General features: G+C 67.3%; 13 protein-coding genes. 6 read left to right on the top strand and 7 right to left on the bottom strand.

Annotated elements, in window-relative coordinates; all coding sequences use genetic code 11:
- Positions 1-13: 13 nt before the first annotated feature.
- Entirely contained in the window at positions 14-535 is a 522-nt protein-coding gene (locus tag ACFXN1_RS19005) for a pyridoxamine 5'-phosphate oxidase family protein (RefSeq protein ID WP_379439991.1), read from the top strand.
- Positions 536-1,282: 747 nt separating this feature from the next.
- Here ACFXN1_RS19005 and ACFXN1_RS19000 read toward each other — a convergent pair.
- The gene (locus ACFXN1_RS19000; RefSeq protein ID WP_379439989.1) at positions 1,283-2,734 is read right to left on the bottom strand and encodes a DUF222 domain-containing protein; all 1,452 of its coding nucleotides are present in this window, start codon (positions 2,732-2,734) and stop codon (positions 1,283-1,285) included.
- 110 nt (positions 2,735-2,844) lie between these two features.
- Between ACFXN1_RS19000 and ACFXN1_RS18995 the strand changes: the two genes are divergently transcribed.
- Positions 2,845-3,633, top strand: coding sequence for an inositol monophosphatase family protein (locus ACFXN1_RS18995; RefSeq protein ID WP_379439987.1), 789 nt, complete (start codon positions 2,845-2,847; stop codon positions 3,631-3,633).
- Positions 3,634-4,385: 752 nt separating this feature from the next.
- On the opposite strand, the gene ACFXN1_RS18990 is transcribed toward ACFXN1_RS18995, so the two are convergent.
- Positions 4,386-5,342 (bottom strand): AraC family transcriptional regulator, encoded by a 957-nt coding sequence (locus ACFXN1_RS18990; RefSeq protein ID WP_379439986.1) that lies wholly within the window; start codon positions 5,340-5,342, stop codon positions 4,386-4,388.
- Positions 5,343-5,732: 390 nt separating this feature from the next.
- Between ACFXN1_RS18990 and ACFXN1_RS18985 the strand changes: the two genes are divergently transcribed.
- Positions 5,733-6,938 carry a cytochrome P450 gene (locus ACFXN1_RS18985; protein ID WP_379439984.1) on the top strand — a complete coding sequence of 402 codons (1,206 nt, stop codon included), beginning with the start codon at positions 5,733-5,735 and terminating at the stop codon, positions 6,936-6,938.
- A 67-nt stretch (positions 6,939-7,005) separates the two neighbouring features.
- On the opposite strand, the gene ACFXN1_RS18980 is transcribed toward ACFXN1_RS18985, so the two are convergent.
- The 4 genes from ACFXN1_RS18980 to lspA form a co-directional block, all read right to left on the bottom strand.
- On the bottom strand, positions 7,006-8,820 hold the full coding sequence (locus ACFXN1_RS18980; protein ID WP_379439983.1) for an acyl-CoA dehydrogenase family protein: 1,815 nt from the start codon (positions 8,818-8,820) through the stop codon (positions 7,006-7,008).
- A 714-nt stretch (positions 8,821-9,534) separates the two neighbouring features.
- A complete protein-coding gene (locus tag ACFXN1_RS18975) occupies positions 9,535-10,197 on the bottom strand; it encodes a hypothetical protein (RefSeq protein WP_379439981.1) in 663 nt (220 codons plus the stop codon).
- 13 nt (positions 10,198-10,210) lie between these two features.
- Complete coding sequence (locus ACFXN1_RS18970) at positions 10,211-11,137, bottom strand: RluA family pseudouridine synthase (RefSeq protein ID WP_379439979.1); 927 nt, start codon at positions 11,135-11,137, stop codon at positions 10,211-10,213.
- Positions 11,134-11,751 (bottom strand): signal peptidase II, encoded by a 618-nt coding sequence (gene lspA / locus ACFXN1_RS18965; protein WP_379388877.1) that lies wholly within the window; start codon positions 11,749-11,751, stop codon positions 11,134-11,136. The genes ACFXN1_RS18970 and lspA overlap by 4 nt, the downstream gene beginning before the upstream one ends.
- 215 nt (positions 11,752-11,966) lie before the next feature.
- On the opposite strand from lspA, the gene ACFXN1_RS18960 reads away from it, so the two are divergent.
- The 3 genes from ACFXN1_RS18960 to ACFXN1_RS18950 all read left to right on the top strand — a co-directional run bounded on the left by ACFXN1_RS18960 (position 11,967) and on the right by ACFXN1_RS18950 (position 14,147).
- The gene (locus ACFXN1_RS18960) at positions 11,967-12,863 is read left to right on the top strand and encodes a hypothetical protein (protein ID WP_379440037.1); all 897 of its coding nucleotides are present in this window, start codon (positions 11,967-11,969) and stop codon (positions 12,861-12,863) included.
- Positions 12,851-13,564 (top strand): hypothetical protein, encoded by a 714-nt coding sequence (locus tag ACFXN1_RS18955; RefSeq protein ID WP_379439978.1) that lies wholly within the window; start codon positions 12,851-12,853, stop codon positions 13,562-13,564. The genes ACFXN1_RS18960 and ACFXN1_RS18955 overlap by 13 nt, the downstream gene beginning before the upstream one ends.
- Positions 13,565-13,685: 121 nt before the next feature.
- Positions 13,686-14,147: a VOC family protein gene (locus tag ACFXN1_RS18950; protein ID WP_379401668.1), complete on the top strand. Its 462-nt coding sequence runs from the start codon at positions 13,686-13,688 to the stop codon at positions 14,145-14,147.
- 117 nt (positions 14,148-14,264) lie between these two features.
- On the opposite strand, the gene ACFXN1_RS18945 is transcribed toward ACFXN1_RS18950, so the two are convergent.
- The gene (locus ACFXN1_RS18945) at positions 14,265-17,564 is read right to left on the bottom strand and encodes an arabinosyltransferase domain-containing protein (protein WP_379439976.1); all 3,300 of its coding nucleotides are present in this window, start codon (positions 17,562-17,564) and stop codon (positions 14,265-14,267) included.
- Between the last annotated feature and the right edge of the window lie 133 nt (positions 17,565-17,697).

Here is a 17,697-nt window from a genome sequence, read left to right as displayed (position 1 = left end):
TCGAGGAGGAACGATGCTCGCAGATCCGGTATCGGCAGAGGACCTGAACATCTACGGCAAGGCCGAGCTGCCCTGGGACCGCGTCCAGAAGGCGATCGACGCATGGATCGGGCTGCCCGAGACTCCCCAATTCCTCGGCACCGTCAGCCCATCCGGCAAACCGAGCTCGGCAGGGATCGGCGGCATCGAAGCCGACGGCCACATCTACTTCACCAGCGGGCCCGACAGCAAGAAGTCCCGCAACCTGGCCACCAACCCGTTCTGCACACTGTCCATCCGATTCCCGGATGTCGACCTCGTACTGTCCGGAGCAGCGCACCGGATCATCGACCCTGCCGAACTCGATCGCGTCACCGCCGTGTACCGCGCCGGCGGTTGGCCCGCAGAGCGATCCGGCGACGCGATCACCGCACCCTACAGCGCCCAGAGCGCCGGACCCGCCCCCTGGCACCTCTACCGCCTCACCATCCACACCGCGGTAGGCGTGGCCCTGACCGACCCCCACGGCGCCACCCGCTGGCACTTCGCCCACTGACCGCCATCGACAGTTGCGTCCGGCTCCTCCGGACCTGACCGCCCCGCACCCCCAAACCCGAAAGATAAAGAGCCAAAAGACAAAGATGCCTGGAGAAGAGAGGGGCTGGGCTCACGTCCGCGCCTGCAGCTACCAGCCCCCTCACCTTTGAAGCCGCATGTGGGGTTACTGCAGGAGGCATTCCCTTGGATCACGGGGTTGGGGTCGCCACGTGATGGCTTGCGCCCGTTGGGGACACTGCGGATCAGCAGTAGAGCCGGGGATCGACCTCCCGGCGGGCGGGCGGCAGTGTGGTGAGGACAGGGAGCCGGCCAGCGGGCTGGATTGGTCTCTGCCTGCCCGGGATGGGGTCACCCGCCTCGTGGGCTCGTGCGTCGGCCACGAGCGGCGACCAGTTGTCAGGACTCCGAGCCCTTGGGCCGTGAAGATGTGGTTGGTCGACGCACGCCGACGGCATCGAGCACGTGCACCTGGTCCTGCATGAGCGCGATGAGTGGTGAGATGCCCACGTGCGGGCGCACCAACGCCGGAATCTGATAGCACAGCGATTTGCCGCCACAGGTGGCATGAGCACCAGGGCGTCGCCGCCGGCGATCACCTGGTCTTCGGTCGCGATCCCCCGACGGCGGTCGCCTGTAAAGCGGTAAAGGTGGCGGCGGCTGTCGGAGTGGTGGCCGTCGCAGGTACCGAATGCGATCGTGGTCCGGGTCGGCGATCACAGTAGTGGCCGAGGCGGTCATCCGGGAATCACGCCACCCGTGAACCCCACCTCTGGCAACTGGATTCGATGGCAGCGGCGACCTGCTGCCCCACGTGATGTCTGTCGTTCACGCGAGCCGTGCCGGAGAGATCGAGACGTTTCGGTGCAATCCACCCGGTCCGCCCCCGATAGGGGGAATCCTTGCCCATCACAACGGTTTTCCAACCCTCGGCACTGTCGTTGACCAGCGCGTGGCAGTGATCGCACACCAAGGTCAGATTGGTCAGATCCGTGGGCCCGCCCTCGGCCCAGTCGGTGATGTGGTGCACCGCGCACATGCTCGCGGGTGCATCGCATCCCGGGCGGGTACAGCCCTTGTCGCGAGCGATAAGGGCCAGCCGCTGGGCCGGAGTCGCCAAGCGCTCGCAGCGGCCCAGGTACAGCGGCAGCCCGTCGGCATCGAGGACCGCCAGCACCGGGCGGGTGCCCTCGGCCATCTTCAATGCCTCGTCGATGCTCACGTGGCCGCCGGAAGCGGTGGTCGCGACCCCGGAACCACGCTCGAGATCGGCGACGGACATGGTCAGGATGGCCTGCACCGGCAGGCCCCGGTGCGAACCCAGCTTGGCCGGGTCGACACCTGGCTGCAGCAGCGCGAACAACGCGTCGTGAGTGCGCTGACCGGCATCGCGACGGTCACGACGCGCGGCCGCCTCCAACACCGTCGAATCGACGACTTTGACCGTGGCGGCAACGCTGTCGGCGTCGTCGATGTTGCACATGCCCGGACGCGCCAGCTTCGCGAACACCGCATCGAGCAGAGCCCGCAACTCCGGGGTGATCCAGCCCTCGATCCACGACATGCCATCCACCCCGGGACGACCCAGGATCAAACCCCGGCGGCGACGGCGGTCGGCGTCGGAGACGACCTTGCCGTCGGGGTCGACACGGGCGAGGATGCCGCGACCGATCTTGGGCAGGTCATCGGGCCACCCGACCCGGGAGTGATCGACCAGGATGTCCTCGGCCTCGGCGCGCGTCTCGGCGGGGATGTCGGCGGGCAGGTGGTTCATCACGTCGACGATGTTGCGGACATGATCACGCGAGATCTGGCCTGTCTCATAGGCTTCGGCGGTCGAAGCCAAGGTGGCCGGACGCAGATGCCCGGAGGGCTCGAAGAACTCCCCGCACTGGCGGGTGATCTTCACCCGCACCGACGCGTCGTACCTCGACAATCCCAACGTCTGACGCAGGAACGGCACCACATCCTTCACCCCACTCGATGCGGGCAGCGAACGGTTGCAGGTTTCGATGATCAGACGTGAATCCAGCGCCGACAGTTGACGTTTGCAGGATTCCAGGCGCTGCATCAACTCCACGACGTCACCGTCGGCGAACGGGTTCAGGTTTCCGCGGAGGACGGAATTCGACAGGGTTTCGACGGCGGCCGCCAATTCGGCGATGCCGCACGTGTCGAGTGTTTCCCCTTTCGAATCCATGTGCTAATTCTACCGCTATCGCGACCGCAATAGAAGGCGAATTCGGTTGTGATACAACAGTTTTCAGACATTGAACCATTTCGAATTTCAACCTCAGTAAGGTGCCAGGTATGGAGGAATCCGGTGTCGCCCTTGCCATTCGAGCTGCGGAAGCTGCATCCGGAGTAATCCGTGATCAGTTCCGTGGCCCGGTCACCCGCTATGGCAAGGAGGATGATGACTTCGCTACCCAGGCTGATCTTGCCGCCGAGCGGACCATTCTCGATATCCTCCGGGCCGCTCGTCCCGGCGATCGTTTCCTCGCCGAGGAGTCCGGTACCACCGGGGCCCGTTCGGACCGCACCTGGTTGATCGATCCGCTGTGCGGCACGCGGAATTTCGCTGCGGGGACACCGCTTGTCGCGGTGAATATCGCGCTGCGCGCCGGGGAAGCCATTACGGCGGCCGCGGTGGCGGATCCCTTCTCCGGGGAGATCTTCTGGACCGACGGGACCACTGCCGCCGTTCGCCGCGACGGCAACGACCACCCGCTGCTCCCCCAATCCGCGAGCCGCCTGGTCGAGATCGACGCCGACAACCCGTCGCCCTACACGGACTGGTTCTCTTCTGGCCGGCTCATGGCCGACGAGTCCTTCACTGCCGCCTTCTATCCCCGCGTTCTGTCCACCTCACTGGCCCTGGTCTGGGTGGCAGCGGGCCGTCGCGCCGCCTACCTCGTGGACCGCGATCTCCGCGACGACGTCCATTTCACCGCCGGCATCGCCGTGTGCCGGGCAGCCGGTTGCACGGTCACCGGCCTTACGGGGCAAGCCCTCCACACTCCACCGCACGGCCTGCTGGCCGCAGCCGACCCCGCCACCCACGGCCGGTTGCTCGACATCGTCGCCGGGACTCGCTAGAGCGAGGTATGGTGCGCGAGCGATGGCCAGCGCGTCTATGGGATCGGAATTGCCGTAGGTACGGGCCGAATCTCGGGTGTTGGCCATGAGTTTCGGCGCCGGAACGCCCGGCGCCAGGTCCACGGGTGCCAGCGCGCCATATCGCTCGCGCATAGCCCGGTAGTGGCCGTGTGGGTCGGCCGCGAACGCCTCCGTGTAGAAGGGCTACGCGGGGGGCGTCTTTGCCCCCGGCGCCGTCGTCGAGAAGGCTGTGCTGTCGCTCAATGCCGGTTCCTTCGAGGGCCTCTCACAGACCGCATCGGCCGCCCGCCACCGGCACCCGCGGAGATGAGCGCACAACCCCCTTCGTCGTGCGCACATCTCGACGGGCCGACGTGCTGCTCCAGCTGGTGCAGTACCTCCTCGTCGGACAGCCCGACCGGATGCGCGATGAGCGACCTCGTGACGGCGGCGCTGCCGTCGAGAGTGCTGTGCTGTCGCTCAATGCTGGTTCCTTCGAGGGCCGCTCACAGACCGCATCGGCCGGTAGAACCTGTCGGTGCCGCCTCCTTGGGGCACAGAAGACGCTAACCGCGAAGTCCGAGACATTTCTGGCAAGTTTGCGACGCATTTTGGCAAGGCGGGTCGTGCGCTCGTTGTGAGCCGCCGACGGTCATGATGTCGATCCGGGCGCGCGATCACCCCGCGTCGCGGACACGAAATGGGGGAATGCTGTTGTCCAGCAACACAGTTTTCCCGACTTCGCGGTGCGGCTATCCGAGCAGCCGTTCGCGCATCTGCTGCGGGGTCAGCTCGAACTGACGCTGAAAGGCTGAGCTGAACCGGCGAACCGACGAATAGCCCGCCGCCTCGGCAATCTGGCCCATCTCGATGGCCCCGGGGTGAGACAGTCGCTCACGCGCACGCCCGAGGCGGATCTCTCGCAGCAGCGCAGCGGGCGTGACACCGTCCGTTTTCGTCAGAGCGGTGTACAGCGTCCTCCTGGAGACTCCGCACATCTGAGCAACTGCATCCGGCGTCAACTTGAGGTCGTCGGCGAGGCCTTCCATCGTTTCCCGGGCTCGTGCGGCCACAAACGCATACCTTTCCTCCGGGAGCGCCTCGGTGCGGTCGAGCAGCCCATCGAGCAGGGAGAGCGTGCTGCGATATGCGATACGGAAGTCGTGCGCGTTCCACGTCCTATGGTTGGCGTGGAGGTGAGTGATCTGATTCACCAGCATCGGAACCAAAGGACGTCTGGCATCCAGCGCGAGCGGGGCAGGATCGGCCAGGCCGCGACTGACCAAACGCCGCGGAACAGTCATGATCAGCGATTCCAGCGGTTCATCCTGCAGCATGACGAAGGGCAAGTCCCAGCGGATGAACGCGACCGTTCCCGGCCCGAAGATCTCGGCTCGGTCACCCTGCCCGAGCTTGAACTCCCCACGTAACGGCACCATCAAGCGATAGCCGTCGTCGCCATCGCCCTTGGCATCGCGGGCGGTTCGACGGTAATGCACGGGGCCAGAAGAGAACCGCACGATTTGCAGGTCGCCGGCTGCCTGGGCAAGCGTCTTCCAACCGAAGTCGCTGCCGTTGTCTCGCGCGTTGAATGCCAGGCCGACACTCCCCTGCCGACGCAGCACGTAGTCGTGCCAGTGCTCTCTCCGCTGCGCCGCAGTCTCGGACTCCGCCGGCGACTCCTCATCCCACCAATAGTCCGAATTCACGGGGTTATTCCTTTTCCCGCACGTCTCCAAAGCCTTCAATGTAGCAAGCAGCTTGCGCGCTCCGCACCGCGAGATGTTGATCCAGGCGATCACGCCAGAGGGAGCGGCCGCCGGATGTGCTGCGCTGCAATCACTCCGGGCGGAGGGTGGGTACTGCGGGCCGGGGTTGGCAGGTCCTGGATGATCGGCTTCAGTTGGCCACGCCTCGCTGCCTGTGTACCTCGCCGGCCCAACGAGACGCGCGGCCGCCACCCAGGTGGCGCGACAACCGCGAACCGTCCCGCGGCCCCGAATCTCGCTCCGACCGTATAGGCCTTGCCGAGAAACGATCATGTGCGCCACTGAATCTCGCAGCGCCGTCACCCACGGTCATGGGTATGATCTGGCGACATGCAGCCTAGTGGGGATTCCGGCCCCGACATCCTCGACCGAATCCCGGTGCCGCTGTACGCACCCGAGTTCGCCGCCGACCCGCACACCTTCTACGCCGCAATGCGCGAGAAATTCGGTGCCCTTGCCCCGGTGGAACTTTCGCCCGGCATCGCCGCCACTCTGGTGATCGGTTATCGCACCGCAGTCATGATCAACAATGATTCCGAGCGCTTCCCAGCCGATCCACGTGTCTGGGAGCGGGACATTCCCGCCGACTGCCCGATCCTGCCAATGCTGCAGTACCGGCCGAACGCGTTGCGCAGCGCGGGCCACGAGCACGCGCGGTATCGGAAGGCCAGTGTCGACAGCATCGACGCGATCAACATGTACCAGGTCGACGCCGTGATCGAAGAGATCGTGATCCCCCAGGTCAATACGTTCTGCGCCGACGGCGAGGCCGACCTGATCAGCCAGTACGCCTTCCCGGTCACCTTCGCCTACCTCAATGCCATGGTCGGGTGCCCGGCCGATATCGGCGGGCAGGTCGCCCAGGGCATGGCGATGATGTTCGAGGGCAACTCGGCCGAGGAGGGCAACGCGCTGTTCGTGACCGCGCTCGGCAACCTGGTGAGCCTCAAAAGGCGGGAGCCGGGCGATGACGTCACCACCCGGCTGCTGATCCACGCAGCGGATCTGACCGATGAGGAGCTGGTGCACCAGCTGGTGACGATCTACGGCGCCGGCATCGAGCCGCTGACCAACCTGATCGCCAATACGCTGCTGCTGATGCTCACCGACGAACGGTTCTCCGGAGTGGCGGCGCTGACCACGCGGGATGCGTTGAACGAGTTGCTGTTCACCGACCCGCCGCTCGCGAACTTCGGGATCACCTACCCGTCGCGGCCCATGATGGTCGAAAAGGCGTGGCTGCCCGCCAATCAGCCGGTGGTCACCAGCATGGCGGCCTGCAACAACGACCCCGAGATCGTGGGCCGCTACACCGGCAACTCCGCGCATCTCGCCTGGGGCACCGGACCGCATGCCTGCCCGGCCCAGGACGTCGCGTTCTCGGTTGCGCAGAACGCCATCGATCAGCTCTTCGACCGGCTGCCCGAACTCCGGCTGGCCTGCCCGGCCGACGAACTCGTCTGGCGGCCAGGGCCTTTCCATCGATCGCTGGCGAGCCTGCCGGTGGTTTTCCCGCCCGTCCGCTACCCGTTCTGACCGCCACCTCGGGATGCCGCACCGACCGGCATCCCGAGCGTCTCTCAGCCGTGTGCGGCCGGGGCCCTCAGCCGAGCCGCAGCGCGTTCGCGCACTGCTCGATATAGCTGTCCGAGTCGTACACCGTGCGCAAGGAACCAGTTTCGAGCTCGAACGCCGCGACCAACTCGCCAAGGTGCGGGGCCAGCATCTCGTGCAGCTGGACACGCATGTCCCGCAACGACTCTCGCGTCTTGGGCAACGGGCCGTCCGGAAGCAGATCCGCGCCGTGCGCCAGGCATTGACGCACGGCGAAGAGGGTGAGCATGTTCTCCATCACCCGCCGCGAATCGGACGGCAGATCGGCGGCACGCTCGGCCAGCCGCACCGCGGCACGATGCGCGGTGTGCGCGTCGGCGGCGGCCAACGCCAGGTCATAGACCCGGTCCCAGCGGGCCTGCCGATCGCCGCTCGTGTTCGCGTAGGCCTCGAGCGTGCGGTGCTGAAGGAACAGCGCGCGAGCGCCCATCCACTTCACCCAGCTGTCGGGGGTGTCGATATCGCAGGGCTCGAGCTCGTCCCAGCCATCCTGGGTCCACTCGTCGGGCCCGAACAGCCGGCGGTAACCCGCCAGCAGGGCGATCACGTAGCTGTCCCCTTCGGCGGTGGCCGCGGCATCGCGCAGGGCCCGATACTCCACGATCTTGTTGTGGGCGAATACACCCTGGGCGCCGAGCCGATCGCGCACCTCACCAACCACCCGCATCGCGGTGGAGGTCGCGAAGTACTTGGTCAGTGACACCAGGTCCGTCAGCGCCGGACCCTGCTCGTCGTCTCCGGCGTCGATGACGGCGGCGAAACCGTCCACGGCGATCTCCACCGCGGACGTGGCGAGATAGGTATCGACCACCGCCTCGACCAGCGGCGCGTAGTGCGCCGGCACCTCCAGCAGCGGGACACGCCCGCCCGCCATGCTTGCGATGTCGCGCTGCGCGGACTGTCGTACGGCGATCGACACCGCGGCCCGCGACACCGCCGCGGCCATGCCCGAAATACATAGCCGACCCACACGCACGCGGCTGATTGCACGCCACACCTGGTTGTCGCGCGGGATCGGCGAGATCAGCTCACCGTTGGCGTCGATGCGGGTTCCGGTGTGCGACAACAGGCATTCGCGCGGCACCCGGACATTATCGAAGCGGGTCATTGCGTTATCCATGCCCAGCCCCGGCTTCTCGGGCATGCGGCGGATGGTGAGACCGGGTCGCACCTGTCCGTCGGCGTCGCACATCCACACCAGGAACGGGTACACGCCGTGCGCGGTCTCGCCGATGATCAACCGCGCGAACACGATTCCGAATCGCGCTACGCCCGCGACCGGCGGCGCGGCGGTCGTCGGCATGAACTTGATCGCCGCATCGGTCGGCGTGTTCAGCACGAAGCCACCACCGTCGGCGGGGTCGTACACCGCGGTCGTCTCGAGATTGTTCAGGTCGCTGCCGTGACCGACCTCGGTGAGCACATAGGCACCGACCGCACGACCCGCCAGCAGCTCCGTCAGCGCAATATCCACTTGGCCGGTGCGCGAATGCTGTTCGAGCAGAGTGCCCAGCACCAGGTTCACCTGCACGGTCAGCAGTGCCCCCAGGTGAGGATCGACGACCGTGGACTGCTCGTGCAGGGTCAGGCACTCCCGCAGATCCGACACCGTCTCCACCGCCGACAGACTCGGCAACAGTCGCAGGTACCGCTCGTAGGCACGGGCACCGGGGTCCTTGGTCGCAGCCCACCAATCCTGGTCGAAACCTTCTTCGCCGAACAGCCTGTTGTACCGTTGCGCCGCGGCGCGCCGGCCGCCGAACAACAAGTCCGCGAAACTGTCCACATTCCTGTGAGAGACCATGACTCTGCCTTCTCTTCCACTCATTACCGATTCCAAGCGACTTGTCGTGCGTCACTTGGCATTACGCATGGCCCGGTAGCCGGGGTGTCCGGCGACCGAGACCATCGGAAGCTGTCAGTTCATTGGGGAATCAGCGGCCCGATGAAGTGGCCTGTCGAGAGTTCAACCCATCGCCCACCTTCGGGCGGCATCGCCTGTCGACCGGCCATCGAGGAAAGCCGTTCGCGCCATCGCACCATGCTGCGACCCCGCAGGAGCCACAGTGTTGCGGTAGGACAAACAAGACACGAAACAGATTGTGACACAAAGTTCTTCAAATCGAGTTATGTAATGTTGGGATCACCGGTCGACTCACCCTCGGCACCGGGTCCGATCAGGCCGCTGACGACCGGATGCACGTCGACGCGCTCCGCGGAATGAGCCACATCTGCCAGCAGCAAGCTGTAGGTGCCAACCTGCATTACCCGGTCGCCGCGCTCGGTGAGCAGCGCGGAGAAAAATCGTCGGCGGGGTGGCTGTTTCGCCGAATGCGCCGGCGCGTTCCTGGGTCGCCGCTAGGTACGCCCCGTCACGAGCAGCCGGATGTCACCGCCCTTTGCGACAACTCACCGCGCGCCGATCATGGCGTCGGATGCCCCCTCCGCCCGCCTCGAGAAGATCCGAGCGGAGCTCCTCGGCCTGGGCTGGTCATCGAGGACCGGGCGCTGGCGTAGGTCAGTTGCCGGGGACCGGCCCGTCGTCGAGGGGCGGACTGGCGGATTCGAGTTGTTCGGGCAGGAGCGGGGATACCGCGAAGACGGCGGCGGATGCGTCGGCGGGGAGTGCCTCGACGGCGCGAACTCCCGGGTGCGCGGCCAGCGTGCGGAGTTGCGCCGGCGTGCCGTGCAGAACGATGGCGACGACGCACGGGCAGTCGGCACCCAAGCGGCTCGCCACGAGGTTCTTCACCCGGGTGGAGCGGTCGTCGTAGGTGGGCGTCGACTCCATCTGGGCGGCAGCGGATTTCACCGACGCCACGGCCACGGCATCGCCCGCGGGGACACCGATCGAGATGATCGGCGTCGCCACGCGGTCGACGGCCACGTGATAGTCGATCTCCGAGATCCGCAGGCCGCCACTGAATTCCGGGATGCGGTCGGCGGTGACACCCTCGGTGAACGACAGCAACGCCCAGTGCCCGTCGGAGTCGGTGCCCTGCAACGACTTCTGGGCCCGCTCCAGGTAGTGCGTCACCGGCTCACCGCTCTCCGGCCCCAGCCGGTCGGTGGAGATGATCGCTGACCGGGGCGGGATCGCCCACCCCAGCACCACGATCAGGATCGCGAAAAGCACTGCGGCCGCACCGATCCCGGCGCGGCGCGGCGTCAGCGCATCCACTCGAGACCCCGGATCAGTGCGCGCGCAGGACGTCGAGGGCGTGTTCCAGATCGGCGGGGTACTCGCTGGTGATCTCGATCCAGCGGCCGTCGGCGGGATGGTTGAAGCCCAGCTGGCGGGCGTGCAGCCACTGCCGTTCCAGCCCCAGCCGCTCGGCCAGACGCGGGTCCGCGCCGTAGGTGAGGTCGCCGCAGCAGGGATGCCGCACCGCCGAGAAGTGCACGCGAATCTGGTGGGTGCGACCGGTTTCCAGGTGGATGTCGAGCAGGCTCGCCGACTGGAAGGCCTCGACGGTGTCGTAATGGGTGATCGACGGGCGGCCGTCCGCGGTGACCGCGAACTTCCAGTCGTTGCCACGCGCGCGTCCGATGGGCGCGTCGATGGTACCGCTGCTCGGATCCGGATGACCCTGCACCAGCGCGTGATACCGCTTCTCCACGGTCCGGTACTTGAACGCCCGCTTGAGCTGGGTGTAGGCGTGCTCGGACTGTGCGACCACCATCACACCCGAGGTGCCGACATCCAGCCGGTGCACGATGCCCTGCCGCTCATGGGCTCCCGAGGTCGAGATGCGGTAGCCCATGGCCGCCAGGCCGCCCACCACGGTGGGGCCGCTCCAGCCGACACCCGTGTGCGCCGCCACCCCAACGGGCTTGTCGACGGCCACGATGTCGTCATCGGCGTAGAGGATCTTCATCCCCTCCACCGGGGTCGCCTCCACCGTGAGTTCCCGCTTGGGCTCCGGGAATTCGACCTCCAGCCAGGCCCCGGCGGTCAGCCGGTCCGACTTGCCGGCCGAGATGCCGTCCAGCTGGACGCCGCCGTCCTCGGCCATCGAGGCCACCGCGGTGCGAGACAGCCCGAGCAGGCGCGACAGCCCGGCATCGACTCTCATACCGTCCAGCCCGTCGGGCACCGGCATGCTGCGGGTCTCCCTCATGCTGCCTTCCCCTCCGCGCTCGACGCCGCCTGCTGCCGATGCATGCGAGTGCCGTCGGGTTCGAACCCGAACACCGTCAGCGCCACCAGCAGAATGGCCCCGCACACGATCGACGAATCGGCCACATTGAACACCGGCCACCAGCCGACCGCCACGAAATCCACCACATGACCCTGCAGCGGGCCGGGCGCGCGGAACAGACGGTCGATGAGATTGCCGAGCGCGCCGCCCAGCACCATGCCCAGGCCGATGGCCCACGGCAGCGAGCGCAGGGTCCGGCCGATGCGTATGACACCGATCACCACGGCCGCGGCGACCAGGGTCAGCAGCCAGGTCATGCCGGTGGCCATGGAGAACGCGGCGCCCGGATTGCGGACCAGGGTCAGGCGCACGCTGTCGCCGATGAGATAGATCGGCTTACCGGGCGTCATGGTCGCGACCACGATGGTCTTGGTCAGCAGATCCAGGCCCAGCAGCACCACCGCGATGAGCAGGAGCACCGGCAGACGCAACGGCTGCGCGGGGGAAGTCCCGGCATCGGCCGCGGGGCTGATCTCCCCTGGCGATGTGTCTGGTTCCTCTGCGCCGGATTCGCGCGGCCGATCGGTACTCACCCTGACATCATTCCCTATTCATGCCGGGCGCCTCTGAACACCCCGAAACCACGGCCCCACAGGATCCCAGCTGTTTTTCAGGAACGCGCCGTAACCTGTTCGACGTGACGGTGTTGTCTTCCTCCCCCAGCTCGGCGAAAGCCACCGCACGCTGCTCCGGCACCCCGCGCCCGCCGCGGCGAGGCGCGGGCACGCGCACCACGCGCTCGGGAGTCCTGCTCCTGGTTCTCGCGGTGACCCTGACCGCCTTCGGCGTCGGCTGCAGCGATCGTACGGAGACCACGGCCGAGGCCGACGGCACCGAACCGGTGGGCATCAACAAAGAGGTCACCATGCCCATCGAGGCCGTGACCGCCACCGTCGTCGAGCCGGGCGCCGAGCCCCGCTCGCCGCTGCGCCGCACCCTCGAGACGGGCGCCACCCAGCAGGTCACGCTGAGTACCGAACATCACATCGAGCAGCAGATCAATCAGCAGGCGCTGCGCGACATCTCCCCGCCCGCGATGACCATTCCGCTCACCGCGCAGTCCGGCACCGACGGGGTGGAACTGACCGTCGGCAATGTCACCTCCCCCGACCCGACCCTGGCCAAGGCGCTGCTGCCCGCGGACGGTTCCCACGTCGGCTTCGACGTCAGTGACCTGGGGGCGATCACCGCGCTCAAGCTGGCGCCCAAGCCCGCCACCTCCGACTCCGCGCGGGCCGCACTGGAGCAGGCGTTCTATCAGGCCGTGTACCAGTCCATCGCATTCCCGCCCGACGCCGTCGGCGTGGGCGCGGTGTGGACGGTGCGGCAACAGGTTTCCGGCAGCGTGCCGCTGGAGCAGGTGACCACCTGCACCCTCACCTCCCGGGACGGCAACCAGCTCACCATCGAACTGAATGTGGTGCAGACGCCGAAATCCACTGTGTGGCATCTGCCCAACGAGGCGGGCCAGCTGGAGATCGTCGACTACCTCATGCACGGCACCGGCACCATCGCAGTGGATCTCGGTCTGCCGCTTCCGGTTTCCGGTTCGGTCGAGGTGGGCGGCAACCAGACCTACCGCGACCCGCGCAGCTCGGTGACGCTGCGGCAGACCCTGCGCACGGAGGTGCAGTGGGGCGCCTGACGCGGCTCGCGCTGCTGGCGGGGGTCCTGGCGCTGGCCGCCACCGCCTGCGGCAGCCACAAGGATTCCGCGCCCACACTGCCGAGTCTGGGGCCGGCCGTGCAACCGTCCGGAACGCCCGGGGGCGCACCGGTTCTCGACCAGTTCACGCTGCGTTCGGAGCTGCTGGACGTGTCGGTGATGCCCGCGGGGTTCACCGCGCTCGACGATCCGCCGCCGGGGAGTTCCGGTGGGGCGGGCGCCAAGACCGATCCGGCGCCGTGCGCGAATGTGCTGGCAGCCATGGCCGTTCAGGCTCCCGGGTCGGCGGCGCAGGCCGCGGCCCAGTTCGGCGGGCCGAATTTCGCCAGTGTGGATATCGATGCGGCGTCGTATGCGAATGGCGGAGCGGCGCAGGCTTTTTCCACCGTCCAGTCCATTCTGCCGGGCTGTACCAGGTACTCCGGTAAGGATGCCGACAATACGAAAGTCGAATTCCGGCTGGGCGGTTTGAATCAGCCGCAGGCCGGTGACGGCTCGACCGCATTCCAGGTGCGCACCACCAGCGACGGGCTCACGTTGTACACCGATGTGAGCATCACGCTGGTCGGTTCGACGGTGGTGCAGATCGCCTACTCGGATGCGAAGGAACCCGATCCACAGCAGCTCAGCGCCATGACCGCAGCGCAGGTGCGCAAGCTGCAGGGGGCTGCGGGTCCGTAGTCACGGAACTTTTCCCGCATATGCGGCAATTCGGGTGATCATTCGGAAATTCGAGTAATTCTTGTCGGCACCGGGGCATAAGCTCGACGCGTCCGGCAACAACCTCGAACGGAGGTTTTCGATGTCCGATGTCAAACCCATTCCCGAGGGCTACCCGACCGTCTGCCCCTCGCTCGCCTGCAATGGCGCCGCTCAGGCGATCGACTTCTACAAACGTGTTTTCGGCGCCGACGAACGTTTCCGCATGCCCGGGCCCGACGGCACGGTCGCGCACTGCGAAATGCAGTTCGGCACTTCGGTGATCATGCTCGGCGACCCGGCGCCGTCCATGGGGTTCCTGGATCCCAAGGCGGTCGGCGGCACGCCGGTCAATCTGTACGTCTATGTCGACGATGTCGACGCCGCCCACGCCGCGGCCCTGTCGGGCGGGGCGCAGGAGCTACAGCCGCCCGCCGACCAGTTCTACGGTGACCGCACCTCGGGCATCGAGGATCCGTGGGGTCACCGCTGGACCCTCGCCCTGCACGTCGAGGACGTCGAGCCGGAGGAGATGGCCAAGCGTATGGCCGACATGCAGGGCTGAGGCCCGGCATGCGGTCCGGTAGCACGGTCTGAAAACGCCTCCGCACCCGTTTCCGCGCGGAAACGGGTGCGGATCGCGGTCGCCGGCCGGGCGGCTATTGCCGCCCGGCCACGGTGATCACTGCCAGCCGGTCACATTGATCGGGCCGGGATTCCAGAGACCGCTGTGCGGGTCCGTGGTCACCACGGGCTTGGCGGTCTGTGCGGAACCGTCGATCCGCTCGAGCCGCTGCAGCTCACCCCAATCCATGCGCGGGTCGTGGTCGAGGTAGGTCGCCAGGGTGACCGGGCGCAGCAGCATCGAGCTCCAGCCCAGGGCGCCGCCGCCGTCATGGCTCTGCCACAGCGTGGTCATGGCCGCGCCCCCGCGGTCCGGCATGATGCGGTAGTCGGGCACCTCGGCGATACCGTCGAGGTGATCGAACGGCCGCTGGCACGGGAACTGCAGGCCCACTTCCCAATCCAGCAGCACCGGCTTGTCCCGGCCGACGTAGTCCTCCAGCGTCACCGTCTGCGGGACGCGCGGCGGGGTGAGCGCCACCCACTGCTTGGGGTCGCTGTCACGATCCTCGGCGAGTACGCGAATCGCGGTGGCCTGGGCCGGAATATCGCTCAGCGGCACCCGCAGATTGCGCCACGTCGGCGCGGGGCCGATATCGATGGGCGTGACGCGGCCCTGCGGTTCGACCGAACCGTCAGCGCCCGGCATACCGTACTCGATCTCGACCGATTGGCCCGGCGTCACGATGCCGTCCTTGCTCACCGAGCGGATCCGCCCGGCGGCCGTCATCGCGATGATGCCGGAGCGATCCTGCTGCCCGGGCAGGGCGTACCAGCCGGTGGTCAGGGTGGAGACCGCCTCGGAGCTGTTGTAACTGCCCAGCACCGGGGTATCGGAGGCGAGCCCGAAAGGCAGTGGCGCGGTGGTTGTTCCGTCCACGGTAGTGCTGCCGCGGTTGCTGACCGCACTGGAGACGCTGCCGCCGGTATCGACGTCATCGTCGGGGCGTAGATCGGTGGACACGCCCTTGGGCGAGAAGCCGACCGCGTCTGCGGTGAAGGTGCTGAGCGCATCGCCGTTGAGCGGCTTCAGCATGCCCTGGTTCGGGTCCGTCTCGACCAGCACGTCGCGGGCCAGGCCGCACGGCTTGCCCAGCACCGCATCCACATTCGAGCGCGCCAGCGAGTAGGCGGGGTACTGCGCGACCGCGCCCTTGGCGAGCGAGCCCACCTCGAACAGCACCATGAACGCGGCCGCCACGGTCAGCGGCGGAATCGCCACGAAGCGCCAGCCCAGCTTCGAGATCCGGTGCGGGCCGGGCTGTTCCGGCGCGCGCACATGGAACCAGCCGGCCAGGGCGAGCAGCGCCACCGTGAGCGCCAGGAAGATCTTGTCGACCTCGATCCCGGCCAGCACCACCGACTTGTCGTGCCAGGGCACATTCCAGTTCGAGACGTACCACCAGCCGTTGATGCTGGAGAACGCGACCGCGAGCGCGAACGCGATCACCGCAGCGAACAGCGCGCGGTTACGCGGGGAACGCATCACCCGCGGACCGACCGCCACCGCGGTCAAAACCGCGATGACTCCGGCCAATCCGGCGTAGATGCCGTTGTGGTGGGTCCACTTGGTGGGGGTGAACATCATCAGCGCGATGACGCCCACACCGGTGCCGAGCACCCGTCGTACCGGGCCCGGCGCGGTGAACGGGATCCGGCCGCCCTTGCGCAGCAACACGAACGCGCACACCAGCAGGCCGATCCAGAACGCGAACATGCCGAAGCGCCGCGCCAGCGAACCATCGATGGTGGGCATGAAAAGGTATTGGTAGCGAATGTATTCGCCGTCCCAGTGCACATCCGGGCCGACCGCGGTGTGCACCCGGCTCATCTCGAACATCGACGACAGCGGCTGATCGCAGAACATGATCGCCAGCACCACCGCACCGGCCGCCGCCAGCGGAGCGGCGAGGGTGAGGTACGCGCCGAAGCGGGCCTTCAGGATCGTGAAGGCGCTCGCGCCGGGGGCGGTCGGCTTGCCGAGCACGGTCGCGTGCTTGTTGAGGATCCGCCAGGCCGGCCGGATACCGGCCAGCAGCGGCGCGAAACAGATGATGCCGGACGGGCCGACGGTGCAGGTGAACGCGCCGATCATGATGGCCACGCCGTAGGGCAGCAGCCGGCCCGTCGCGATCGCCCGCTCCACCGAGACCCAGGTGAGCAGGACCCCCAGTGCCACCAGCGGTTCCGGGCGCAGGCCGTTGTTGTACGGCAGCCAGACGGCGAGGAAACCCAGCGCACCGGTCCACACCGCGACGTTGTCGCGGCGGATCCGCGCGCCCAGGCGGGGAATCACCTCGCGGCTGAGCACCAGCCAGATCACGATGCCGGCCAGCAGGGCGGGCAGGCGCATCCACACGCTGGCCGGGCTGACCTGCGCCATGTGGCCGATGAGGTCGTAATACGGAGTGCCGACCGGGGTTTCGGGGACACCGAAGTAGCCGAAGTAGTTGGCCATGTACCCGGCGTGGATCGAGGCCCGGCCCATGCCGTACTGGTAGCCGTCGTCGGAGGTGGTCGCGCCGATGAAATGCCAGAGGATCAGGGTGCCCAGCACCACGGCGTCGACGGGCTTGAAGGTCCACCAGTGCTGCGGCAGGAAGCGGCGCGCGCGACGGCCGTCGAGGCGGTCCAGGCGGAACAGCGCGAACAGGGCGATGAGGGTGCCGAGGATGGCGGTCCAGATGGCGATCCGCTTGATCGTGCTCGGCGTCGAGGTGAAGCGGCTGTCCACCTGCGCGCTGACCTTGGCGCCGTCGGAGACGGTCAGGTCGCTGAAGATGCCGACCAGCTGCGGCCGGTAGTCACCGTTCAGGGTGACCGGGGCGGCCGTGGATCCGCTCAGGGTCGCGGTGGAGGAGGTGAAATCCGAGTGCACGGTGAGCGCGCAACCCGCGCCGAGCTGGTCGACGGGCACGCTCACCAGCGTCTTGTGATGCAGGATCGCTTCCAGTTTGCCCGGCGTGGTCACACCATCGGTGGTGGATGCCGCTGTGACCCGGGCCACGAAGCCGTACTTCTCGAGGTCCGGCGCACCATTGGGCGCGGTAGCGGCGAGCGTGCCGCCCTTCGAACCCAGCTGCGTCACAGCCGAACAGGGAATGGTGACGTCGAAGTTCAACGGCGCGTAGGTCACCAGCGGAGCCTCGATGCTCTGCGCCGAATTCCCCTGCGGCCAAGTCAAAGTCGTGTGGTCCACCCGGACCGGCAGGAAGGGCACCGCCAGCGCCGCCAGCACCGCGATCACACCGGCGATCAGAGCGGTCGGCCGAGCCCAGCCCCCTCGAATCCTTCTCTCGGGTTCAGCACCAGCACTCCCGGCGGCGTCCTGCCCCGCCTTCTCCAACACGTCGGTCACGACCGCCGATCCTAAGCGGAACTCATCTTCCCTCGCTCGCCCCTCTCCACGATCGACCCCGCAAACCCCCGGGACACCACCCCACCCGGTCGAATATCCATGCTCCCGCACCACTTGCTGTGTGCCACCTCAC

The sequence above is a fragment of the Nocardia sp. NPDC059154 genome (genome assembly GCF_042755705.1).
GTDB lineage: Bacteria > Actinomycetota > Actinomycetes > Mycobacteriales > Mycobacteriaceae > Nocardia.
This window is presented reverse-complemented; position numbering and strand designations above follow the sequence as displayed.

Excerpts from the sequence above, each read along its gene's own strand:
- ACFXN1_RS19005 (WP_379439991.1), top strand. The coding sequence starts at position 14 with ATGCTCGCAGATCCGGTATCGGCAGAGGACCTGAACATCTACGGCAAG.
- ACFXN1_RS18985 (WP_379439984.1), top strand. The coding sequence starts at position 5,733 with ATGCAGCCTAGTGGGGATTCCGGCCCCGACATCCTCGACCGAATCCCG.
- ACFXN1_RS18980 (WP_379439983.1), bottom strand. The coding sequence starts at position 8,820 with ATGGTCTCTCACAGGAATGTGGACAGTTTCGCGGACTTGTTGTTCGGC.
- ACFXN1_RS18995 (WP_379439987.1), top strand. The coding sequence starts at position 2,845 with ATGGAGGAATCCGGTGTCGCCCTTGCCATTCGAGCTGCGGAAGCTGCA.
- ACFXN1_RS18970 (WP_379439979.1), bottom strand. The coding sequence starts at position 11,137 with ATGAGGGAGACCCGCAGCATGCCGGTGCCCGACGGGCTGGACGGTATG.
- ACFXN1_RS19000 (WP_379439989.1), bottom strand. The coding sequence starts at position 2,734 with ATGGATTCGAAAGGGGAAACACTCGACACGTGCGGCATCGCCGAATTG.
- ACFXN1_RS18950 (WP_379401668.1), top strand. The coding sequence starts at position 13,686 with ATGTCCGATGTCAAACCCATTCCCGAGGGCTACCCGACCGTCTGCCCC.